At 65.7% G+C, this 21,838-nt stretch carries 21 protein-coding genes; 12 read left to right on the top strand and 9 right to left on the bottom strand.

Translation table 11 applies throughout. The features are described from left to right. Positions 1-22 precede the first annotated feature (22 nt). The 9 genes from AWC31_RS08295 to AWC31_RS08255 all read left to right on the top strand — a co-directional run bounded on the left by AWC31_RS08295 (position 23) and on the right by AWC31_RS08255 (position 10,009). Entirely contained in the window at positions 23-670 is a 648-nt protein-coding gene (locus AWC31_RS08295) for a TetR/AcrR family transcriptional regulator (protein WP_234816774.1), read from the top strand. Then, a complete protein-coding gene (locus AWC31_RS08290; protein WP_085143786.1) occupies positions 667-861 on the top strand; it encodes a ferredoxin in 195 nt (64 codons plus the stop codon). The genes AWC31_RS08295 and AWC31_RS08290 overlap by 4 nt, the downstream gene beginning before the upstream one ends. An 8-nt stretch (positions 862-869) precedes the next feature. Further along, positions 870-2,087, top strand: a complete 1,218-nt coding sequence (locus AWC31_RS08285) for a cytochrome P450 (protein ID WP_085143867.1) — start codon at positions 870-872, stop codon at positions 2,085-2,087. 43 nt (positions 2,088-2,130) lie between these two features. Then, a complete protein-coding gene (locus AWC31_RS08280) occupies positions 2,131-3,297 on the top strand; it encodes an amidohydrolase family protein (RefSeq protein WP_085143785.1) in 1,167 nt (388 codons plus the stop codon). A 61-nt stretch (positions 3,298-3,358) separates the two neighbouring features. After that, positions 3,359-4,627 (top strand): M24 family metallopeptidase, encoded by a 1,269-nt coding sequence (locus tag AWC31_RS08275; RefSeq protein WP_085143784.1) that lies wholly within the window; start codon positions 3,359-3,361, stop codon positions 4,625-4,627. Then, on the top strand, positions 4,617-5,753 hold the full coding sequence (locus AWC31_RS08270; protein WP_085143783.1) for a M24 family metallopeptidase: 1,137 nt from the start codon (positions 4,617-4,619) through the stop codon (positions 5,751-5,753). The genes AWC31_RS08275 and AWC31_RS08270 overlap by 11 nt, the downstream gene beginning before the upstream one ends. Before the next feature lie 49 nt (positions 5,754-5,802). Continuing rightward, positions 5,803-6,762, top strand: a complete 960-nt coding sequence (locus AWC31_RS08265) for an enoyl-CoA hydratase/isomerase family protein (protein WP_085143782.1) — start codon at positions 5,803-5,805, stop codon at positions 6,760-6,762. A 4-nt stretch (positions 6,763-6,766) separates the two neighbouring features. Further along, positions 6,767-9,175: a CaiB/BaiF CoA transferase family protein gene (locus AWC31_RS08260; RefSeq protein WP_085143781.1), complete on the top strand. Its 2,409-nt coding sequence runs from the start codon at positions 6,767-6,769 to the stop codon at positions 9,173-9,175. Positions 9,176-9,202: 27 nt separating this feature from the next. After that, positions 9,203-10,009, top strand: coding sequence for an SDR family NAD(P)-dependent oxidoreductase (locus AWC31_RS08255; RefSeq protein WP_085143780.1), 807 nt, complete (start codon positions 9,203-9,205; stop codon positions 10,007-10,009). Between the two features lie 10 nt (positions 10,010-10,019). On the opposite strand, the gene AWC31_RS08250 is transcribed toward AWC31_RS08255, so the two are convergent. After that, positions 10,020-10,865 carry a mycofactocin-coupled SDR family oxidoreductase gene (locus AWC31_RS08250; protein WP_085143779.1) on the bottom strand — a complete coding sequence of 282 codons (846 nt, stop codon included), beginning with the start codon at positions 10,863-10,865 and terminating at the stop codon, positions 10,020-10,022. A 380-nt stretch (positions 10,866-11,245) separates the two neighbouring features. Further along, entirely contained in the window at positions 11,246-11,965 is a 720-nt protein-coding gene (locus tag AWC31_RS08245) for a TetR/AcrR family transcriptional regulator (RefSeq protein WP_085143778.1), read from the bottom strand. Positions 11,966-12,134: 169 nt separating this feature from the next. Between AWC31_RS08245 and AWC31_RS08240 the strand changes: the two genes are divergently transcribed. Both AWC31_RS08240 and AWC31_RS08235 read left to right on the top strand, forming a co-directional pair. After that, on the top strand, positions 12,135-12,917 hold the full coding sequence (locus AWC31_RS08240; RefSeq protein ID WP_085143777.1) for an enoyl-CoA hydratase: 783 nt from the start codon (positions 12,135-12,137) through the stop codon (positions 12,915-12,917). Between the two features lie 9 nt (positions 12,918-12,926). Next, positions 12,927-14,414 (top strand): adenylate/guanylate cyclase domain-containing protein, encoded by a 1,488-nt coding sequence (locus AWC31_RS08235; RefSeq protein WP_085143776.1) that lies wholly within the window; start codon positions 12,927-12,929, stop codon positions 14,412-14,414. A gap of 33 nt (positions 14,415-14,447) precedes the next feature. Here AWC31_RS08235 and AWC31_RS08230 read toward each other — a convergent pair whose 3' ends face one another. From AWC31_RS08230 to AWC31_RS08200, 7 genes are all read right to left on the bottom strand, one after another. Further along, positions 14,448-15,248, bottom strand: coding sequence for an acyl-CoA dehydrogenase family protein (locus tag AWC31_RS08230; protein WP_207626322.1), 801 nt, complete (start codon positions 15,246-15,248; stop codon positions 14,448-14,450). A gap of 2 nt (positions 15,249-15,250) precedes the next feature. Then, the gene (locus AWC31_RS08225; protein ID WP_085143774.1) at positions 15,251-16,372 is read right to left on the bottom strand and encodes an acyl-CoA dehydrogenase family protein; all 1,122 of its coding nucleotides are present in this window, start codon (positions 16,370-16,372) and stop codon (positions 15,251-15,253) included. Continuing rightward, the gene (locus tag AWC31_RS08220; RefSeq protein WP_085143773.1) at positions 16,369-16,803 is read right to left on the bottom strand and encodes a nuclear transport factor 2 family protein; all 435 of its coding nucleotides are present in this window, start codon (positions 16,801-16,803) and stop codon (positions 16,369-16,371) included. Before AWC31_RS08220 ends, AWC31_RS08225 begins: the two co-directional genes overlap by 4 nt. After that, the gene (locus AWC31_RS08215) at positions 16,781-18,007 is read right to left on the bottom strand and encodes a metal-dependent hydrolase family protein (protein ID WP_085143772.1); all 1,227 of its coding nucleotides are present in this window, start codon (positions 18,005-18,007) and stop codon (positions 16,781-16,783) included. Before AWC31_RS08215 ends, AWC31_RS08220 begins: the two co-directional genes overlap by 23 nt. An 82-nt stretch (positions 18,008-18,089) precedes the next feature. After that, positions 18,090-18,419, bottom strand: a complete 330-nt coding sequence (locus tag AWC31_RS08210) for a hypothetical protein (RefSeq protein WP_085143771.1) — start codon at positions 18,417-18,419, stop codon at positions 18,090-18,092. After that, positions 18,412-19,749, bottom strand: coding sequence for an aromatic ring-hydroxylating oxygenase subunit alpha (locus AWC31_RS08205; protein WP_067847795.1), 1,338 nt, complete (start codon positions 19,747-19,749; stop codon positions 18,412-18,414). Before AWC31_RS08205 ends, AWC31_RS08210 begins: the two co-directional genes overlap by 8 nt. Positions 19,750-19,775: 26 nt before the next feature. Further along, the gene (locus AWC31_RS08200; protein ID WP_067847792.1) at positions 19,776-20,306 is read right to left on the bottom strand and encodes a carboxymuconolactone decarboxylase family protein; all 531 of its coding nucleotides are present in this window, start codon (positions 20,304-20,306) and stop codon (positions 19,776-19,778) included. Positions 20,307-20,540: 234 nt separating this feature from the next. Between AWC31_RS08200 and AWC31_RS08195 the strand changes: the two genes are divergently transcribed. Continuing rightward, positions 20,541-21,836, top strand: coding sequence for an amidohydrolase family protein (locus AWC31_RS08195; RefSeq protein ID WP_067847789.1), 1,296 nt, complete (start codon positions 20,541-20,543; stop codon positions 21,834-21,836). Positions 21,837-21,838 lie beyond the last annotated feature (2 nt).

Below are 21,838 nucleotides of genomic sequence, written 5' to 3'. Positions count from 1 at the left end.
AACGGTGACGACAGCCAGCCGGATGGCTCGGGCCGACCGGGCCAGCAGTACCCAGGAGGCGATCCTCAAGGCGGCGGAACGGCTCTACGCCGAGCACGGCGTATTCGCGGTGTCCAACCGCCAGGTCAGCGAGGCGGCCGGGCAGGGCAACAACGCCGCGGTGGGCTACCACTTCGGCACCAAGACCGATCTGGTGCGAGCGATCGAACACAAACATCGCGGACCCATAGAGTTTCTGCGCGAACGGATGGTCGACACCATCGATGACTCGGCCGACTTGCGGGATTGGGTCAGCTGCCTGGTCCAGCCACTGACCGACCACCTTGCCGCACTGGGGAATCCGACGTGGTACGCGCGGTTCGCCGCGCAGGTGATGACCGACCCGGCGTATCACAACATCGTGGTCCGCGACGCGCTCAGCTCGCCGTCGCTGGTGCAGGTCATCGACGGGATGAACAACTGCCTGCCGGATCTGCCCGCCGAGATCCGCGCCGAACGCAACATCATGGCCCGGAATTTGTTGATGCACAGCTGCGCCGACCGGGAACGTGCGTTGGCCCAAGGCGCGAGCGTGCCGAGGGCATCGTGGCAGGGCGCGGCATCCGGCCTGATCGACGCGATCGTCGGTCTCTGGTTGGCGCCCGTCACCGAACAAGGCGATCTGCCATGAAAGTCACCGTCGACCAGGAAAAGTGCGTCTCGTCCGGTCAATGCGTGCTCAATGCCGGCGAGCTGTTCGACCAGCGTGACGAGGACGGCGTCGTGTTGCTGCTCGACGACAGCCCCGGGCCTGACCAAGCCGACAACGCCCGTCGCGCCGCGGCGGCCTGCCCAGCCCTGGCCATAGACATCGAGGAATGAACGACACGATGACCGAAACGCTGACACACACCGAGATCCCCGACTACCCGATGGAGCGCGACGCGCGGTGCCCGTTCGCGCCGCCGCCGCCGATGCTCGGTAACCCCAAAGGCCTGTTCCGCGTGCGCATCTGGAACGGCGACACCCCGTGGCTCATCACCGGACACGAAGAGGCCCGCACGCTGTTCTCCGACTCCAGGGTCAGTGTCGACGACCGTCGCTCGGGATTCCCGCACTGGAACGAACACATGCTCGCCACGGTCGACAAACGGCCGCGTTCGGTGTTCACCTCAGATGCCGAGGAGCACACCCGGTTCCGCCGGATGCTGTCCAAGCCGTTCACCTTCCGCCGTGTCGAAGGATTGCGGCCGGCCATCCAGAAGATCACCGACGACTGCATCGACGAGATTCTGGCCGGACCGCAACCGGCCGACATCGTCGCGAAGCTGGCACTCCCGGTGCCGACGGTGGTGATCAGCGAAATGCTCGGCGTGCCTTACGCGGACCACGAGTTCTTCCAGGAGCACGCCAACGCCGGCCTGGCCCGCTATGCGGCGGCCGACGCCATGCAAAAAGGCGCGATGAGCCTGCATCAATATCTGATCGATCTCGTCGAGGAAAAGCAGGCCAATCCCGCCGAGGACGCGGTCTCCGATCTGGCCGAGCGCGTCACCGCCGGGGAGATCAGCGTCAAGGAAGCCGCACAGCTCGGCACCGGACTGTTGATCGCCGGGCACGAGACGACGGCGAACATGATCGGTATCGGCGTGCTGGCACTGCTGGAGAATCCCGAGCAGGCCGACTTCTTGCGCAACGCCGAGGATCCCAAGGTGATCGCCAACGCGGTCGAGGAGCTGATGCGTTACCTGTCGATCATCCAGACCGGGCAGCGTCGCGTCGCGATCGAGGACATCGAGATCGGCGGTGAGACCATCCGTGCCGGTGAGGGCATCATCATCGACCTGGCGCCGGCCAACTGGGACGCCAAGGCCTACCCCGAGCCCGACAAGCTCGACCTGAGCCGCGACGCCGGCCAGCAACTGGGCTTCGGCTACGGGCGCCACCAGTGTGTCGGGCAGCAACTGGCCCGGGCCGAACTGCAGATCGTCTTTCACACGCTGCTGCGCCGCATCCCGACCCTGCGGCTGGCCATTCCACTCGAAGACGTGCCGTTCAAGCATGACCGGCTCGCCTACGGCGTATACGAACTTCCCGTGACCTGGTGATCCACAACGACTTTCAGCCCTGACCGCCGAATGGAGATTTGACATGTCCACCGCGACACAGACCCTCTACCCACCCGAAGGCTTCGGCGCCCCGAAGAACCGCCGCGGCCATGCGACCGGTGACCTCGGGCTACCGGAAGGCACCGAGATCTTCTCTGCCGACAACCACATCTCGGTGGCCGACGACATCTTCTACGACCGCTTCCCCGAGGAACTCAAGGGCGCCGCGCCACGGATCTGGTACGAGGACGGCGCCTACATGGTCGGCATGAAGGGCAAGGCCTGGACCGGAGGCGATTTCGGCCGGGTGCTGATGCAGTACGACGACCTGGCAGGCGCCGCGTCGAACAACATCGAGGCCCGCATCCGCGAACTCAAAGAGGATGGCATAGACAAGGAACTGGCGTTCCCCAACGCGGTGCTGGCCCTGTTCCACTACCCCGACAAGGGGCTGCGGGAGCGGGTGTTCCGCATCTACAACGAGCACATCGCCGCCCTGCAGGAACAGTCCGGCGGGCATTTCTACGGTGTCGGGCTGATCAACTGGTGGGACCCCAAGGGCGCGCGCAGCACGCTCGACGAACTGAAATCGCTGGGCCTCAAGACGTTCCTGCTCCCGCTCAACCCGGGTAAGGACGACGACGGCAACATCTACGACTACGGCAGCACCGCGATGGACGCCGTCTGGGACGAGATCGAGGCATCGGGCATCCCGGTCAGCCACCACATCGGCGAGACGCCGCCCAAGACCCCGTGCGAGAACAACAGCGTCGTGGTCGGCATGATGGTCAATGTCGACTCGTTCCGCGAGCAGTTCGCCAAGTATGTCTTCTCCGGCATCCTCGATCGTCATCCCAAGCTCAAGATCGGCTGGTTCGAGGGCGGAATCGCCTGGGTGCCAACGGCATTGCAGGACGCCGAACACATGCTCGCGTCCTACCGGCACATGTTCAACCACGAACTCCAGCACGACGTCCGGCACTACTGGGACAGGCACATGGCGGCCTCGTTCATGGTCGACCCGCTCGGGCTACGGCTGATCGACGACATCGGCGTCGACAACGTGATGTGGTCCAGCGACTACCCCCACAACGAGAGCACGTTCGGGTATTCGGAGAAGTCCCTGGCCACCGTGGTGGACGCGGTCGGTGCGGAGAACGCCGTCAAGATCGTCAGCACGAATGTGCAGAAGTTCCTGGGGGTTCTGTGAGCGACGCTTGCGAGCGAACCATGTGTCCGAAATGCGGGAGCCGAGCCTGCGAGGCAATCGCATGACGACGTCGACTCAGTCTGGCGTCACCCAGATCGCCCGGACCGGGTTCACCTGGCTCGACATCCCCGACGAGCCCGACTTCGCCCGGATGCGCCGGGAGGTCGGTGCGCGCCTGCGCGCCGCAATGGCCGATCAGGGCGTTGACGCGCTGGTGCTGCTCGGCAACGGCAGCGTCATGTACGCGACGGGTATCAGCTGGCCGCTGGCGGACGCGGGGCTGTCACACGTCGAGCGGCCGGTCGCGGTCGTGCTTGCCGACGATGAGCACCCGCACCTGTTCCTGCCGTTCCGGGAGGGTGCGGCAATGGAATCGGGCCTGCCCGACGATCACCTGCACGGGCCGGTCTATCTCGAATTCGACGAGGGTGTGGCCGAATTCGCGAAGATCTTCGCCGGGCTCATTTCGGCCGGTGCGACGATCGCGACCGACGAGTTGACCGGCGCGATGCGCCGCGCAGGCAGCGCACTGTTTCCCAGCGCGCCGGTGGACGCGGCACCGGTGGTCGGTGCGGCGAAGCTCGTCAAGACGATCGACCAGATCGCCTGCGTGCGGCGGGCGTGTCAGATCACCGAACACGCCGTCGCCGAGATCCAGAAATCTCTGGCACCCGGCGTGCGCCAGATCGACCTGTCCGCCGAATTCGTCCGGCACGCGTTCGAACTCGGCGCCACGACCAACATGTTCGACTCGATCTGGCAGGTCATGCCGGCGTCGCGAGCCGAGGGCGCCTGGACCACCACCGGTGACCTCGCGCTGCCGCTGCTGACGACCGAGCGTGAACTGCAGCAGGGCGACGTGCTGTGGACCGATGTGTCCATCGCGTACCACGGCTACTGCTCCGATCACGGGCGCACATGGATCGTCGGCCAGGACCCGACGGCAGCTCAACAGGAGCAGTTCGAGAAGTGGAGCCGGATCGTCGACGCGGTGCTATCGGTGACCCGGGCCGGCGCCACGTGCGGTGACCTCGGGCGGGCGGCTACCGCGGGCGCGGGCGGACAGAAGCCGTGGCTGCCCCATTTCTACCTCGGCCACGGTATCGGCACGAGCGCGGCCGAAATGCCGATGATCGGAACGGACCTCGGCCAGGAGTGGGATGACAACTTCGTCTTTCCGGCAGGCATGTTGTTGGTGTTCGAGCCCGTGGTGTGGGAGGACGGCACCGGCGGCTATCGCGGCGAGGAGATCGTGGTCGTCACCGACAACGGCTGGATGCCGCTGACCGCGTATCCGTACGACCCCTACGAGGTGTCCAGTGGGAATTGATATCGAGGCCGACGGCCGGGCCTTGCGGGTGAGCCGCCGGGAGCGCGCCATCGCGCAGATGGAGGCGTACGACCTCGACGTGCTGGTACTGGGCCGGCAGGCCAACGTGCGTTACATCTCCGGTGCGCCGCAGTTGTGGGTCGTGGGCACCCGGCCGTTCGGGCCGATCTGCACGTTCGTGCGCGCCACCGGTGAGATCCACCTGAACAGCACGTGGGACGAGGGCATACCCGAGGAGATTCCGCACGAGAATCTCTATGGACTGGCCTGGAATCCGATGACGCTGATCGGTGTACTGCAGAACATCAAGGGCACCGACACCGCGCGCCGGGTCGGGACCGACGCGCTGACACCGACTTTCGCGAAGCTGCTGCCGATGGCCTTCCCGCAGGCCGAACTCGTCGACGGCGAACAGGCCATGCGCGACGCCCGTCGGATCAAGACACCGGAGGAGATCGAGGCCCTGCGCCGCGCACTGCGCGTTGCCGAGGAGGGCCTGGCCAAGGCGTCGGCCGAACTGACCGACGGCACCACCGAGCAGTCGTTGGCCGGCGCCCTGCTGGAGGCCGAGGCCGCCGGTGGCGTGAGTACCCCGGCGACCCAGGATGCGGCGTGGGTGACCTCGAAGGAGCATCCATGGCGTCGCGCGGACGGCGACGGCACGGTACGTGACGGTGATTTGGTGGCGTTGTCGGCGGGTGTGCTGGCCGACGGGTATGTCGGCGAGGTCGCCCGCACGCACTACGTCGGTGAGCCGACGGACGCGGTGCGTGCGCTGTACCGGCGCCGAGATGAGCTGTGGGACAGGCTGCTCGACGTCTGCCGGCCCGGCACTACGACGAGTGCGCTGCTGGATGCCTACCAGCAGGCCGGTGAGAGACTGCCGGCCATGCCGGTCGCCCACGGTCTCGGCCTCGGCTTCGACCCGCCGGTGGTGTCGCCAGATCTGCGGGCCACCGCCGAGCGCGATGCACTCGAAGACGGCATGGTGCTCGCGCTGACCGCGTACGTGTGGGAGCCGGGCGTCGGTGCGGTGTTCACCCGCGACGCCGTGGTGATCGGCAGCGACGGTCCCCACGTCCTGACGCACACACCCTCGGTCAGCGGCGCCGCCGCCCTCGGCTGACCGCGCCGGTCCGTCCACGAATTCGTCACTGCTGCAAAGGAGCCCGTTGATGGCGGATCGCCCGAAGCCGGAGGAGATCATCCTCTACGACAAAGACCCCAAGACCAAGATCGCCACCATCACGTTCAACCGGCCGGAATTCCTGAACGCGCCGACGTCGATGGCACGGCTGCGGTATGCGGACGTGCTGCGCGCGGCCAACGCCGACAACGACGTCAAGGTGGTGATCATCCGCGGTGTCGGCGACAACCTGGGCAGCGGTGCCGACCTGCCGGAATTCATGGAGGGCAACGACAATCCGGCGGTGCGGTTGGCGGAGCTGCGGCTGGAGGACGATGGCGTCGGGGAGGTGACCTACCCACCGAAGGGCACGTTCCGCAACGGAGCCACCATCAGCGCCTGGTACGCCAACTCGCAGGCCGGTAACCGGGCGCTGCAGGACTTCAAGAAGATCAGCATCGTCGAGGCCAAGGGATACTGCTACGGCTGGCACTTCTATCAGTGTGCCGACGCAGATCTGGTGATCTCGTCCGACGATGCCCTGTTCGGGCATCCGTCGTTCCGGTATCACGGCTGGGGCCCGCGCATGTGGACGTGGGTTCAGATGATGGGGCTGCGCAAGTTCCAGGAGATGGTGTTCACCGGCCGGCCGTTCACCGCCGCGGAGATGTACGACTGCAACTTCCTGAACAAGGTGGTACCTCGGGATCAGCTGGAAGCCGAGACGGAGAAGTATGCCCGGGCGTGTGCACGAAACCGTCCGGTTGACACCGTCTTTCAGCAGAAGCTGTTCTTCGAGGTGTTCAAGCAGCACCAGGGCGAGTACATGGGCAGCCTGCTGAGCGCCTTCTTCGAGTCGATGGGCAACGGGGTGGCCAATGACGGTGACGACGACCTCGACATGTTCGAGGCGATCGACAGCGGGTTGTCCGGCGCGGTCAACGACAACGACAGCAAGTTCCCGCCGGATTTCCGCTTGAGCAAGAAGAACCGCAACAAACCCGAATAGGCACATGAGCTCACCACTGACCGGCTACGCCGTCATCGACCTGACGAGCGGGATCGCCGGGGCGTACGCCATCAGGATCCTCACCGACGGCGGCGCCGACGTCGTCAAAGTCGAATCACCGGAGGGCGATCCGCTACGCCGGTGGTCGGCATCGGGCGCGGCGTTCGACGGCGACAGCGCGCTGTTCGGCTTCCTGGCCGGTGGCACCCGCAGTGTGGTGGTCGAGCCCGACGATTTCGCATTCCTAGACCGTCTCGTCGCGTCGGCCGATGCCGTCCTGTGGTCCCCGGAATCCACGGTCGCACAGCGGGTGGCACCGGAGGATCTCCACCGTCGCCACCCGCACCTGATCGTCACGACCATTACGCCGTTCGGGCTGGACGGGCCGTGGAGCGACAAACCGGCGACCGAGTTCACCCTGCAGGCCTGGTCCGGTGGCGCGATCGGGATCGGCCGCGGCAGCCAGGACCGGGCGCCGGTGTCGATCGGCGGTCAGGTGGGGGACTGGCTCGCGGGTGCTTACGCGGCCGCGATGACGCTGGCCTTCCGCGCGCGGGCCCAGCGCGACGGGCACGGCGAGCTCATCGACCTGTCGAAGCTGGAAGCCCAGATCCTCGGCTTGACCTACTATCCGGTCACCTATTTCGAAATGCTGGGCCGGCCCTGGCGCACCGAACGGCGGCCCACCGTGCCCGGCGTCGCGCAGGCCGCCGACGGTCTGGTCGCGCTCGGTTGCGGGACGGCACAGCAGTGGTGGGATCTGTGCGCGATGTCGGGCCACGACGAGTGGATCGACGAGACCACCGAGCTCACCATCACCGAACAGGCGAACCTGCACGCCGAGGAGTTGTACGAGTGGCTGCGCGACCAGAAGGTCGACGACGTCCGGGACCTCGCGTCGGCGTTTCGGATCCCGAATTCGCCCGTCGGCAATGGCGAGAACGTCACGGCGATGGATCATTTCGTCGAACGCGGTGCGTTCGTGCGTCATCCGGACGGGTTTCTGCAACCCGCTCACCCGTATCGGCTGAGCGGGGTCGCGCTGACCCCGCCCATGGCGGCCCCTCGCCTGGGTGAGCACACCGCCGAAATACGTGCACAGGGGTTGTCGCCGCGGGCCGTGCCCGGCCGGGCCCCGGACCGTGACCGTCTGCCGTTCAGCGGCCTGCGGGTGCTCGACATGACGACGTTCTGGGCAGGCCCATCCTGCACACACCTGTTGGGCATGCTCGGCGCCGAAGTGATCCACCTGGAATCGACGGCCCGGCCCGACGGCACGCGGCTGATCGCCGGAATCCCGGCCAGTGAGGAACAGTGGTGGGAGCGTTCGCCCATTTTCAGTGCGCTCAACACCAACAAGAAGGGCCTCACCCTCGACTTCCAGACCGAGCAGGGGCGAGACGTGTTGCGGCGCCTGATCGCCCGGTCAGACGTGGTGGTGGAGAATTTCACGCCGCGGGTCATCGACCAGATCGGGCTGGACTTCGAATCCGTGCGCGCATTGCGTGACGACATCGTCATGCTGCGCATGCCCGGTTTCGGGCTGGACGGGCCGTGGCGCGACAATCCGGCATTCGCCTACATCATCGAGGATGCGTCCGGCCTGAGCTGGCTCACCGGCTTTCCCGACCGGACACCGTTCGAACCCTATTCGGTCGGCGACCCGAACGCGGGCATCCACGCGTTCAACGCGCTGATGCTCGCGCTTGAGCATCGGCGGCGCACGGGCGAGGGGGTCCTCATCGAAGCGGCGATGGTGGACGCCGCCCTCAATATCGCCGCCGAGCAGGTCATCGAGTACACGGCGTACGGCTCGCTGCTGCAGCGCGATGGCAATCGCGGGCCCGCGGCCGCACCGCAGAACCTCTACCAGACAGCCGATATCGACGAGTTCGACCGCGCCGACAGCTGGGTCGCGATCGCGGCGAGCACCGATGCGCAGTGGGAGGCTCTACGCGAGGCACTCGGGCGCCCGGACTGGGCGGCCGATCCCCGACTGGCCACCGCCGCGGGCCGCCGCGCCCGTCACGATCTGATCGACGAGAAGCTGGCTGCCTGGTGTCTGCCGCGGCGCGGCGACGACATCGTCGACACGCTGTGGGCCGCCGGTGTTCCGGTCGCCAAAGTGATGCAACCACATCGACAACTGGAGTTGGCGCAGTTGCGACATCGTCGATTCTTCGAACACGTCGGGCACCCGGTGAACCTCGCCGCTCCGCACAGCACCGTGCCCGTGCGACTCGGGAACGGACCGCGGGATTTCCACCGGGCCCCGGCGCCGCTGCTGGGCGAGCACAACCACGAGATCCTCACGGCGCTGGGCATGACGGGCGATCAGATCGCCGCGCTGATCGACGACGGGGTCATCGGAACCGAGCCGGGTGTGCGTGGACGCCGTAAAGCCGCCCGCTGACACGAATTACCGCTAGCCTCAAACATTGTGGCCATCAATCCTGCTGACATCCTGCTCACCGGACAGGTCGCCGTCGTCACCGGTGGTGGGGCCGGGATCGGACGCGGTATCGCGGCAGGGCTGGCGGCCTTCGGTGCGACGGTGGCGGTCTGGGAACGCGACCCCGAAACCTGCGCATCGGCAGCAGAAGCCGTCGACGGACTGGGGATCGTCACCGATGTCCGTGACTCCGAACAGGTCGACGCCGCACTGGCCCGCACCGAAACCGAACTGGGCCCGGTCAGCATCCTGGTGAACAATGCCGGCGGTGTGTTCGCGTCCCCGCTGCTCGAAACCAGCGAGAACGGGTGGGATGCGCTGTACAAGAGCAACCTGCGCCACGTGCTCCTGTGCACGCAGCGGGTCGCCAGGAAGCTGGTCGCTGCCGAAAAGCCGGGCAGCGTCATCAATCTCACGTCGATCGAGGGCGTGCGGGCCGCGCCGGGCTATGCCTCGTATGCCGCCGCCAAGGCCGGCGTCATCAATTACACGCAGACCGCTGCATTCGAGCTGGCGCCGCACAACATCCGCGTCAACGCGTTGGCGCCGGACCTCACGGTCACCGAGGGTCTGCTGCGGTTGTCGCCTGCTGGCTTGCCGCCCGGCATCGCCGACGGCATCCCGATGGGACGCCCCGGACATGTCGATGAAATCGCCGGCGCGGCAGTCTTTCTGGCCTCGGGGATGTCGAGCTACATCACCGGACAGACCATTCACGTCGACGGCGGCACGCGGGCTGCGGGCGGCTGGTATCACCACCCGCAGACCGGTGCCTCCACGTTAGGTCCGGGCTAGGGATCCGGGCCTATTTGAGGCAGCTACCCGCATCTACCGGCAGCGTCACACCGGTGATGTAGCGCGCTTCGTCGGAGGCCAGGAACAGCACCGCGTTGCTGATGTCGACAGCCTCGACCCACGGGATGGGCAGGGTGTGGAACATCTGGCAGATCGGCGCCATGTCGTCCGGACCCGGATTCTCCAGATCGGGCCGGAACATCTTGAAGGTGCCTTCGTTGTGCAACATCGGCGTGGCCACGTGCGTGGGGTGCACGGTGTTGACGCGGATGTTGTGCTGACCGAGCTCGACTGCGAAGCCGCGCATCAGGCCGACGACACCATGCTTGGCCGCCACGTAGTTGCCGCAGTGCGGGTAGGCCTTGAGACCGCCGACCGAACTCGTCAGCACGATCGAGCCGCCACGGCCGCCGGCGATCAGATGGGGCACACCGGCTTTCACCGACTTCCAGACACCTGACAGGTTGATGTCGATCATCTCGTCCCAGTCCAGCTGGCTGGTCTCGTGCAGGACATCGCCGCCGTTACCGATACCCGCGTTGGCCACGATGATGTCGAGGCGGCCGAGTTGTTCGACACCGCTGTCGACGGCGGCCTTGACGGCGTCGGCGTCGCGCACGTCGACCTCGGCGGTGACGACGCGGCGGTTGAGCCCCTTGATCAGGTTCGCGGTCTCGGCCAGATCATCGGAGGTCGACGCCGGGATGGCGGTCTCCACCCCGGGCCGCACCGGGCCGCAGATGTCGAGCGCGATGATGTCGGCGCCCTCCTGGGCCAGCCGCACCGCGTGGCTGCGGCCCTGCCCGCGGGCCGCGCCAGTGACGAAAGCGACCTTGCCTTCCACCCGTCCAGACATTGGTTACCTCAGTTCTGTGCTCGTGAATGGATGCGTCATCGGCGATAATCTGTGCACCTGCTCAGCACTCTGTCACCGGCTTACCCATTGTGTCAACGACAGACTCGTTTCGGGCAATTTTCACTCTCTGCATAGAAGAATGAGATTCTCGTGAGGTTGCGCCCAGGCGATCGTCACCAGGCCAAGCGTCGAATGAGTGAAGGATGCCGCGGCGCGGGCATCCGGCACGGCGGCGAAGGGCCCAGATTCGCCGGCGCCCACACCGATTTTGTCGGCACCGTAAACAGGAACATCGGCCGACGCCGGCGCGGCCGGACCGGAGATCAGCCAACGGGCTGAGAGTTAGGAGAGCTCTACGTGGCGGAGAACGAAATTCTCAGCTAGCTGGCAGCGAATCCGTGCGCGCAGAAGTCCCAGACTTCGTCGGCGGTGATCGGATGCTGCGAGTTCTCGTCCGCGCCCCCGCTCGACTGTGCGACGAACATCACCGTCTGCATGGTCATCGCCGCCATGCGTCGGGGATTGATGCCGTCGCGGAGCAGGCCGGCCTCGGAGGCCTCCTCCATCAGCTCGGTGAGCAGTGCCAGCAGCGGCGCGTGAGCGACCTTCACCTCGGACGGATGCGACACCAGCAACCGCGGCGCGAAGTCGGTGAACAACGGCCGCTTGGCGGCGGGATCGGGCCGCGACGACTCGAACAGCAGCTGAATCGCCACTTTGAGACGTTCCAACGGATCGGTATGGCTTGCGGTCGCGGCCCGGATCTGGTCGGCCGAGCGGCTCAACGCATCTTCGAACAATGCCAGCAGCAGCTCGTGCTTGCCGTCGAACTGCAGGTAGAAGCTCCGCAGAGACTGACGCGAGCGGTCGACGACCTCTTGCACCGTGAAGTCCGTGCTGCCCTTTTCGATGATGATCGCCTGGGCGGCGTCAAGGAAGCGCTGCACGCGCTGAGCGGCGCGCAACTTGGCGGTTTTGATCGACCGCTCGACAGCCCGCTGCTTCCAGGCGGGTTCTTCGCCAGCGCTGGTCACAGGCAGCTCAGATGCGTGCCGAGTCGGGAGAACATGAACTGACTGTACCGGAGAACGCCTTGCCATTGTGGTGCCAGACCCCCTCGCGGCCAACGTGTCGGAGATTGTAACTTTCGAACAGTGAGAATAGTATTCTCACGAAGGGAATTATAGAAGTCCTTCGAGAAGAAGGGCATCTCGTCTTCTCCGCGCCGTCGGGCCCAGCGCGTCGGCCTCATGAAGGACAGGAACCCACGTGTACATCGACTACGACGTCGCCGATGCGATCGCGACGATCACGCTCAACCGGCCCGAGGCCGCCAACGCGCAGAACCCAGAATTGCTCGACGAACTCGACGCCGCCTGGAGCAGGGCCGCCGAAGATGCCGCGGTGAAGGTTATCGTGTTGCGCGCCAACGGCAAACATTTCTCGGCGGGCCACGACCTGCGCGGGGGCGGGCCGGTGCCGGACAAGGTCACGCTCGAGTTCATCATCGAACACGAGTCGCGCCGGTATCTCGAGTACACCCTGCGCTGGCGCAACGTGCCGAAGCCGTCGATCGCCGCGGTGCAGGGGCGGTGCATCTCCGGGGGATTGCTGTTGTGCTGGCCGTGCGATCTCATCCTCGCCGCCGACGACGCGCTGTTCTCCGACCCGGTCGCGCTCATGGGGATCGGCGGAGTCGAATACCACGGGCACACCTGGGAACTGGGTGCGCGCAAGGCCAAGGAGATCCTGTTCACCGGTCGCGCGCTGACCGCCGAGGAGGCCGAACGCACCGGCATGGTCAACCGCGTCGTGCCGCGTGACGACTTGGACACCCAGACCATGGAGTTGGCCGGCCAGATCGCGAAGATGCCGGCGTTCGCACTGCGCCAGGCCAAGCGTGCGGTCAACCAGACACTCGATGTGCAGGGCTTCTACGCCGCGATCCAGTCCGTGTTCGACATCCACCAGACCGGGCACGGCAACGCTTTGAGCGTCAGTGGCTGGCCGGTACTGATGGACATCAACGAGATGAAGGCCAACATCAAGTAACTCGGGCCGATGGGCGCCATTCGGCTCAGCGTGCGGTACGCCGCGGGGCTGATCTACGCACAGATCACGGCGGCGGCGGCCGTGACGCTCGTGGTCGTGGCGTTGAGCCGCAACACGATCGGCGACGTTCGACAACTGCTGACCGAGGCGAATCTGATCGCGCTCGTCGCGCTGATGACGGCGGCGGCGATCGTCGATACCGTCGTCGGTTACGTCAACATCTACCCGACCTTCAAATGGTTTGCCGCGGGCCGGCATCCGACACCGCGGCAACAACGGGCGGCGATGCGCATCGGGCCGCGCCAGACCATCATCCAGTTCAGCACCTGGGCGGTCAGCGCAGTGGTCTATACGGTTGTCAATCTCGATCTCGGCGGGGGAGTGGCCTACGTGATGGGCGGGGCCATCTTGTTCGGCGGGGTGGCGGCGGCGTGTATGGGATTTCTGGTGACGCAACGGATGTTGCGGCCCATCGTCGCCGCGTCACTCACGACAGCTTCGGCGGCCCAGGTGACCATGCCCGGAATCCTGGGCCGGCTGATCACGATCTGGGTGCTGTTCAGCGGCTTGCCCACGGTCGGCATCGCGATGATCGTGCTGGCCCGGTCCAACGGCTGGTTCGTGCAGAAGACGGCTCCGGTCGAGGCCGCGGTGCTGGTGCTGGCTGTCATGTCGCTGCTGTTCGGGCTGCGGTCGATGGTGCTTGTGGCGCGGTCGATCTCAGACCCCGTCCGCGAGGTGGTGCTTGGGATGAAAGCGGTCGAGAAAGGTTGGTCGGCGGTCTCGGTGAAGGTGTACGAGCCGTCCGAGATCGGCCGCCTGCAGTACGGGTTCAACCGGATGGTCAGCGGGCTTGCCGAACGAAACCGACTGCGCGACCTGTTCGGTCGCTACGTCGGTGCCGATGTCGCCCGGCACGCGTTGGAGCAGGGCGGCGCGGCGAGCGGCGACGTACGCGAGGTCGCCGTTCTGTACGTCGACCTGGTGGGGTCGACGGCGCTGGGCGCATCCCGCCCGCCGCAGGAGGTCGCCGAACTCCTCAACGGCTTCTTCCGTATCGTGGTCGACACCGTCGAACGCCATCACGGCCTCATCAACAAGTTCGAGGGCGACGCGATCCTGGCGGTGTTCGGTGCGCCGCTGAGACTGGACAACGCGGCGTCGTCAGCGCTCGAGACCGGACGTGCTCTCGTACCCAGGCTTCGCGAACTCCCTGATGTCGAGTTCGGGGTCGGCATCTCGTGTGGTTCGGTGTTCGCGGGCAACATCGGCGCCGAGAACCGCTACGAGTACACCGTGATCGGGGACGCGGTCAATGAGGCCGCGCGGTTGGCCGACCACGCCAAGGACCGGGAATCGGCAGTGCTGTGCTCCGGCAGTGCCCTCGCGAGCGCCGACGCCGACGAAGGGCAGCACTGGACGGTGCGGGGCTCGACGGTGTTGCGTGGCCGTTCGACGGCAACGGTGTTCGCCGAACCACTACCGCAGTCGCCCTGATCACCGGTTTCGCGGTGCCAGGCGAGGAGTGCGTCAGAGGTGAGCGAGGCGGGGCACCGAGCCGCGGGCCCGTAGCCCCGCACCGGCGCGGCGAGTGAGTTCCCTTGAGCTGCCCAACAATCCATCGAGAACGAGGGCGCGCTTCACGTGGCGGTGCAGATCGTGCTCCTCGGTGAAGCCGATGCCCGCAAGCACCTGCTGGCAGTGTTTGGCCGCGGTCAGCGCCGCCTTGCCCGCGGCTGCTTTGGCCAGCAATGCGGTGAGGTCGGGGTTGTCCGCGCCGGGCAGGGTGAGCGTCGCCTCGGCGCCTTCGATGGCGACGAGGGTCTCGGCAAGCCGGTGCCGGACGGCCTGGAACGACGCGATCGGCCGGCCGAACTGGACGCGGTCGAGGGCGTGCTGACGGGCCAGGGCCAGCATCGCCCTGGCCGATCCGACCAGCCACCAGCCGACGGCCAGGCGGGCCTCGGCCACCCGAATGGGGTAACCCTCATCCTCGCGGCGCAGCGGCAACCCGCCGAGCGTTGCGTCGGTGCTTTGCGCGGTCGTCCGGTCCCACACCACCCACGTGTTGCCGGCGTACGGCAGCGGCAACTCCAGGGTCCCGCCGATCTCGTTGCCGGTCGCGTTCAGTACGACGTCGACGAGAACCGAAGCATGCGAGCCCGTTTCACCGAGCAGCCGGAACACCAGCGGCACCGCCACGTCGGACATGTCGGACAGCATCTCGGCCCAGCCGAGTTCCACCAGGGCCGCATCGAGTTCGGGGCCGGAGGCCGTGAGCATGGTCTTGCGCAGACCGTCTTCGAGCAGTTCGAGCGACTGTCGATCCATGGTCACTCCTTCCCGAGATCGAGCAGGCGACGGGCGATGATGTTGCGCTGCACTTCGGCGGTGCCGCCGTAGATCGTGGCCGCCCGCGAGTACAGATACTCGGTGCGCCATTCGGTGTCGTCGAGTTCGATGACACCAGGCAGCAGATCGCGCGCGGTGTCGTAGAGGCGTTGTTCGGCACCGGCAAGCAGCACCTTGTCGATCGAGGTGTCCGGACCCAGTTTGTGGCCGTCGGCCAGCCGGTGCTGAGTGGCCCGCGAGCGGCAGCGCAGCGTGTGCAAGGCCAGGTACGCCTCACCCATGTCGGAGTCCACGACCTGCCCGAGGTTCTTGACCTCACCGACCAACGCGTCGAACCGCGAATACAGGTAGGCGATGCGCTGCCAGAAGCACGTCGACCGTTCGTACGGCAGCAGATCCATCGCAAGCCGCCAGCCGTCGCCGGGCTTGCCGAGCATCCGGCCGGCGTCGACCGCGACGTCGTCGAAGTACACCTCACAGAATTCGTCGACATCGTGCATGGTGCGCAACGGTCGCACCGAGATGCCCGGGGTGTCGAGGTCGACGAAGAACGCGGTGATCGCCTCGTGGTTGGGGGTGTCCGCGTCACCGGTGCGGGTGAGCAGGATGCAGCGGTGCGAGTACTGGGCGAAACTCGTCCAGACCTTCTGCCCATTGATGATCCATCGGTCGCCCTGTTGTACGGCGCGCGTGGTCAGCGACGCGAGATCGCTGCCCGAGCCCGGCTCGGAGAAGCCTTGGCACCATTGCTCTTCGCCGGACAGCAGTTTCGGCACCATCTCGGCCGCCAATTCGGCGGGCGCGTAGTCGATCATCGTCGGCGCCAGGACTTCGAGCATCGAATACGGGCCGGGCTCGGCGAGCCGGCGCCCCACGACCTCTTCGCCGACGATCGCGCGCAGGATCTCCGGGCCGCCCAGGCCCCCGGCATGCTCGGGCCAGCCGTAGCGGCTCCAGCCGGCGTCGTAGAGCGCCCGCTGTACCCGGGCGAACTGGCGCATGTGCCCTTCGAGCGTGTGATCGCCGGGTGGGGTCAGGTCATTCTCGGCAAGCCAGGCCTGCAGTGCGGTGCGGAATTCAGCGGGGTCGTGGAGGTCGGTCATGCGGACGGCCGGCCGATCGCGTGTGGCTTGCCATGGTCGTGCGCGCCACTGCGGCGGATGAACGTCATGGCCCTGGTCTTCAGCCGCCAGCCGTCGGCGGTACGCACGTAGGTGTCGTTGTAGTACCCGATGCGCATGTCGTGCGCCGAGTGCTCGATGAAGCACAGCGGCTGCGTGCCGCTAGCGGCGTCGGGGTTGTCGGGGTCGAACGTCACCAGTGCCGTCCCGGTCATGAACAGACCTTTGGGTGCGGCATCCACCAGCACCGGAAAACGTTCCAGCGCATAGGTTTCCCCGAACGCGCTGTATGTGCCGTCGGGCGTGAACACCGACACCAGCCCGTCGATGTCGCCCTGGGTGATGGTCACCGCGTACTTCGCCAGCACCTGCTGGATCTCGACGAGGTCGTCAGTTCTCGCTTGCGTACTCATTGCGAAAGACCCTACCCCCCTTCATTACAAATTTCACATCTCTTGTAACGCTGATGTCCTGCAGTGGATCGCCGGGCACCGCGATGATGTCGGCGAGGTAGCCCTCGGCGATGCGGCCGAGGTCGGTCCGGTTGATCAGGTCCGCTCCCACCACGGTCGCCGCCCTCAGCACCGCGGCCGGGGGCATACCCCACTCCACCAGGGTCACGAGCTCGTCGGCGTTGCGGCCGTGGGGGATGGCCGGCGCGTCGGTGCCGACGGCGATCTTCACGCCGGCCTCGTACGCGGCCTTGATCGACGTCTCGGCCTTCGGGAACATCTCGGCAGCCTTGTCCTGCAGGACCTTCGGCGCGTTGGAGACATCCATGGCCTGCGCGAGCCTGCGCGTGGTCACGAGGAACCGGTCGTTGTCGACGAGCATCTGGATGGCTTCGTCGTCCATCAGGAAACCGTGCTCGATGCAGTCGATCCCACAGGCCACCGCATGCTTGACGGCTTCGGCGCCGTGCGTGTGCGCCGCGACCCGCAATCCGCGCCGATGCGCCTCGTCGACGATGACCCGCAGTTCCTCGTCCGAATAGTGTTGGGCTCCAGCCTCTCCCGTGAGTGACATGACGCCGCCCGAGCAACACACCTTGATCAGCTGGGCGCCGTGCTTGATCTGGTAGCGCACCGCCTTACGGATCTCGTCGACGCCGTTGGCGATGCCTTCCTCGATCGTGAGCTCCAGCACGCCGGGCATGAAGGCCGCGAACATCGTGGGGTCGAGATGCCCGCCGGTCGGCGTGATGGCATGGCCCGCAGGCACGATGCGCGGCCCTTCGATCCAGCCCGCGTCGATGGCCTTGCCGAGTGCGACGTCGAGCAGGTAGCCGCCCGTCTTGACGAACAACCCGAGGTTGCGCACCGTGGTGAACCCGGCGCGCAACGTGCGACGGGCATTGCCCACCGCGCGCAGCACCCTCGTCGGCGGATCGTCCTGCACCTGGGACAGTCCCGGGTTCTCGCCCCGGCCGCCCATCAGCAGGTTGACCTCCATGTCCATGAGGCCGGGCAGCAGTATTGCGTCGCCCAAATCGACGATCTCTCGCGCGGGCTCTCCGCCGAGCCCGACGATGCGGTCGCCGTCGACCTTGACGATGCCGGGGCGAATGATCTCCCCGGCGTCGACATCGACCAGACCCGCGGCTTTGAGGGTCAGCATGGCTGCGCCGACACTACGGTTGCTGACGGATTTCGGGTGATTTTCATCAGAACCCGTAGTCTCGGCGATGCGTTGGGCACGTTCAGACCACCGGCTCCTTGACGAGCTGGATATAGGCCGCGCCGCTGTCGAGCACGCGGGGCTGCTTCCACACCTCGACCGGGAAGCTCACCATCACGATCGATTGCCCGAGATGCACCAGGGCCTTGGCGTCTGCGGGCATGCCCTTGAGCGGAAACCGCGCGTCGACATAGACCATGATGTCCTCGAGCCGTGCCATGCCTGCGTCGTAGAGGTCCTGCATCTCCTCCATCGTGGAGTTGAGACGCTTCTGATAGCGCTCCTCTTCGGTGGGCAGGCACCAGTCGCTGAACCGCTCCAGGTCGGCGAATTCTTCGGGCAGCTTAGACATTTGCGGGATCCTTCGTGGTCTTCGTGTGGGCCGCACCGTTGGCGGAACCGTTCCCGTTGGCCAGTGATTCTTTGTACCGGTCGACGTACTTGTGCGCGGTGTGGTGCAGGTGGCGCAGCAGGATCTCCTGGTCGCACAGCGGGAAGTCGAGGACGGCGCGGGTGCCGATCTGCGTCTGCGTGGCCTCCAGCGTGTTGGCGTCCTGAAACGCGTACTCCTTGAACGTCACCGCGGCAAGTTCCTGAGAAAGCCGCTCGCGCAGGTTCTTCGGCGGTACGAAGTACAGGTCGGCCTCGAAGATGTGGGTGTCCACACCGGTAGGCCAGTAGTTGTAGGTCAGATACCAGCCCGGCACCCAGAAGAGCAGGGTGAAGTTCGGGAAGAACTCGAATGAGTCCTGGCCCCAGGTCTTGTGCCGACCCGGATTGATCGCCGGCGGCAGCTCATCGGGCAAGATGCCCTTGATGTCGGGGCGATCCCACGGTCCGAACAGGCCACTGTGCAGGATGCGCTCGATGGGCTTGACCATCTTGAGGTCCTTCGGCGGGCTCATGCCGCCCCAGGACGAGATCATCGAGTGATCGCCCTTGATGTCGTAGTGCAGCGCCTCGAAGCCGAACTTGGCCAGCTTCTCGGCCTCCTCCTTCTCCGCTTGCTTCATGTGCAGGATCGGCGCGTGGTAGAACTCGACGAACGCATCGATGAACAGCTTCCAGTTGGCTTTGATCTCCGAGCGGTAGCTGTAGTGCTCGGTCATCTCGTGGAACGGATAACCCTTGAGGCCTTGGCCGAACTCGCCCAGGTACTCCTCGAGCGACACCGCGTCGTCGTCGAAGTTGACGAAGATGAAGCCCTCCCACACCTCGCAGCGCACCGGCTTGAGCGGGTAGTCGGCCTTGTCGACATCGAAGAACTCCTGCTCCTGCTGGATGAAGGTCAGGTCTCCCTTGAGGTTGTAGCGCCAGGCGTGGTACTTGCAGACGAACTGGCGGCAGCTGCCCGAAACCTCCTCGCCCGGGTAGTCGTTCCACACCAGTTTGTTGCCGCGATGGCGGCACAGGTTGTAGAAGGCCCGGATCTGGTCGCCGTCGTTGACGATGATGATCGACGTGCCCGGGCCGACCGACGGCAGCTCACGGGTGATGTAGCTGCCCTTCTTGGGAATCAGCTCCACACGGCCCATTTGCAGCCAGGTCTTTCGGAAGATGGCCTGCTGCTCCAGCTTCCAGTGTTCGGGATCGATCGAATCCTCGTAGTTGACTGGCCCGGTGCCCAATTCGGGCCAGTTCTCGGTCCAGCTGCCGGCGGCCGGCTTCGGGAAAAACGCCACGGGATTTACCTACTTTCTTTCCGAGATTAGTGGCCGGACTCCGGCGCGATTCCAAAAGTGTTGTAAGCCATGGCCATCAGGCCATAGCCGCCGACGGTGAAAACCAGGTCCATGCGCTGGCGGTCGTCCAGTTTGTCGCCGAGGGCTGCCCAGGTCTCGTCCGAGATGCGTGACTGCTCGTCGAGTTCGTCGACCGCATCGAGCACGATCTGGTCGAATGCGTCGACGGCCGTGCCTTGCGCGACGCCTGCGATGTCGTCGTCGGTGAGACCTTCGGCCTTGCCGATGAAGGCGTGGTGGGCCCACTCGTACTCGCAGTGCCTGCGGTGGGCGATCCGCAGGATCGCCAGCTCGCGAAGCCTGGGGTCCAGGGTCGAGCGGAACAAGAGGTGGTTGCTGAACCGAAGAAACGCCTTGGTCAGTGCCGGATGACGGGCCAGCGTCGACAACGCGACCCCCGCTCCCTGGGGGTTCAGTCGTTCCTCGGGCAGCATGACCGACAGCGCGCGACGGACGTCGTCATCCCACTCGTCGGCGGGTAATGGGGCCAGGCCCACGGACGCTTCTCCTCTCGGCGGCGCTCCGATGACTCTCACGGGCGAGAATCAGGTTCTCATTTCCGACTAACAGGTTTCCATCTTTTCTCGAAGCGGTCAATGGGAAGTCCTCGTGGCGGGTCATGACCAGCGTGTATCCGCTCGTCAACAATGGCAGACATTGATTCTCTCTACGCGAGAAGCTAGTTTTCTGTACTAGAGAACCTGGTGAGCACACGGGAACGGAGCACCGCCATGCAAAAAGACGACATGATCTTGATCAGCGTGGACGACCACATCATCGAGCCGCCGAACATGTTCAAGAACCATCTGCCTGCGAAATACCGCGATGAGGCGCCACGGCTCGTGCACAATCCCGATGGCAGCGATACCTGGCAGTTCCGCGACACCGTGATCCCCAACGTGGCGCTCAACGCCGTGGCGGGCCGGCCGAAGGAGGAGTACGGCCTGGAGCCGCAAGGTCTCGACGAGATCCGTAAGGGCTGCTATGACCCCGACGAGCGGGTCAAGGACATGAACGCGGGCGGGGTGCTGGCGACGATGAACTTCCCGTCGTTCCCGGGCTTCGCCGCGCGGCTGTTCGCCACCGAGGATGCCGAGTTCTCGCTGGCGCTCGTGCAGGCCTACAACGACTGGCACATCGACGAATGGTGCGGGTCGAATCCGGGCCGCTTCATACCGATGGCGATTCCGGCGATCTGGGATCCGCAACTGTGCGCCGACGAGGTGCGACGGGTGTCGAAGAAGGGCGTGCACTCGCTGACGTTCACGGAGAACCCGTCGACCCTGGGCTATCCGAGCTTTCACGATCTGGAGTATTGGAAGCCGTTGTGGGAAGCCCTCGTCGAGACCGACACGGTGATGAACGTGCACATCGGGTCCTCGGGCAAGCTCGCGATCACCGCGCCGGACGCGCCGATGGACGTGATGATCACCCTGCAGCCGATGAACATCGTGCAGGCCGCCGCCGATCTGTTGTGGTCGGCACCGATCAAGGCCTACCCCGACCTCAAGATCGCGCTGTCCGAAGGCGGCACCGGGTGGATCCCGTACTTCCTGGACCGGGTGGACCGCACCTACGAGATGCACTCGACCTGGACGCATCAGGACTTCGGCGGCAAGCTGCCGTCCGACGTGTTCCGTGAGCACTTCATGACGTGCTTCATCTCCGATCCGGTCGGCGTCAAGAACCGGCACCTGATCGGCATCGACAACATCTGCTGGGAGATGGACTACCCGCACTCAGATTCGATGTGGCCCGGTGCGCCCGAGGAACTGTGGGCGGTGTTCGACACCTATGACGTGCCCGCCGACGAGATCAACAAGATCACGCACGAGAACGCCATGCGGCTCTACCATTTCGACCCGTTCAAGGACGTTCCCAAGGACCAGGCCACGGTCGGCGCTCTGCGAAAGTCCGCCGAGGGCCATGATGTGTCCATCCGGGCCCTGAGCAACAAGGAGAAGACGGGCACGAGCTTCGCCGACTTCCAGGCGAACGCCAAAGCCGTGTCCGGCGCCAAAGACTGACG

Origin of the sequence: Mycolicibacterium wolinskyi (assembly GCF_002101965.1) — a bacterium.
GTDB lineage: Bacteria > Actinomycetota > Actinomycetes > Mycobacteriales > Mycobacteriaceae > Mycobacterium > Mycobacterium wolinskyi.
The sequence above is the reverse complement of the archived record's forward strand: the minus strand, read 5'-3'. Positions and strand labels throughout refer to the sequence as shown.

Bases quoted from the DNA above. Each gene is read 5' to 3' on its own strand.
- AWC31_RS08245 (WP_085143778.1), bottom strand. From the start codon at position 11,965: ATGGCAAGGCGTTCTCCGGTACAGTCAGTTCATGTTCTCCCGACTCGG.
- AWC31_RS08230 (WP_207626322.1), bottom strand. From the start codon at position 15,248: ATGGATCGACAGTCGCTCGAACTGCTCGAAGACGGTCTGCGCAAGACC.
- AWC31_RS08295 (WP_234816774.1), top strand. From the start codon at position 23: ATGGCTCGGGCCGACCGGGCCAGCAGTACCCAGGAGGCGATCCTCAAG.
- AWC31_RS08210 (WP_085143771.1), bottom strand. From the start codon at position 18,419: ATGTCTAAGCTGCCCGAAGAATTCGCCGACCTGGAGCGGTTCAGCGAC.
- AWC31_RS08265 (WP_085143782.1), top strand. From the start codon at position 5,803: ATGGCGGATCGCCCGAAGCCGGAGGAGATCATCCTCTACGACAAAGAC.
- AWC31_RS08215 (WP_085143772.1), bottom strand. From the start codon at position 18,007: ATGCTGACCCTCAAAGCCGCGGGTCTGGTCGATGTCGACGCCGGGGAG.
- AWC31_RS08235 (WP_085143776.1), top strand. From the start codon at position 12,927: ATGGGCGCCATTCGGCTCAGCGTGCGGTACGCCGCGGGGCTGATCTAC.
- AWC31_RS08280 (WP_085143785.1), top strand. From the start codon at position 2,131: ATGTCCACCGCGACACAGACCCTCTACCCACCCGAAGGCTTCGGCGCC.
- AWC31_RS08220 (WP_085143773.1), bottom strand. From the start codon at position 16,803: ATGAGTACGCAAGCGAGAACTGACGACCTCGTCGAGATCCAGCAGGTG.
- AWC31_RS08290 (WP_085143786.1), top strand. From the start codon at position 667: ATGAAAGTCACCGTCGACCAGGAAAAGTGCGTCTCGTCCGGTCAATGC.
- AWC31_RS08260 (WP_085143781.1), top strand. From the start codon at position 6,767: ATGAGCTCACCACTGACCGGCTACGCCGTCATCGACCTGACGAGCGGG.
- AWC31_RS08275 (WP_085143784.1), top strand. From the start codon at position 3,359: ATGACGACGTCGACTCAGTCTGGCGTCACCCAGATCGCCCGGACCGGG.
- AWC31_RS08195 (WP_067847789.1), top strand. From the start codon at position 20,541: ATGCAAAAAGACGACATGATCTTGATCAGCGTGGACGACCACATCATC.
- AWC31_RS08285 (WP_085143867.1), top strand. From the start codon at position 870: ATGACCGAAACGCTGACACACACCGAGATCCCCGACTACCCGATGGAG.
- AWC31_RS08250 (WP_085143779.1), bottom strand. From the start codon at position 10,865: ATGTCTGGACGGGTGGAAGGCAAGGTCGCTTTCGTCACTGGCGCGGCC.
- AWC31_RS08225 (WP_085143774.1), bottom strand. From the start codon at position 16,372: ATGACCGACCTCCACGACCCCGCTGAATTCCGCACCGCACTGCAGGCC.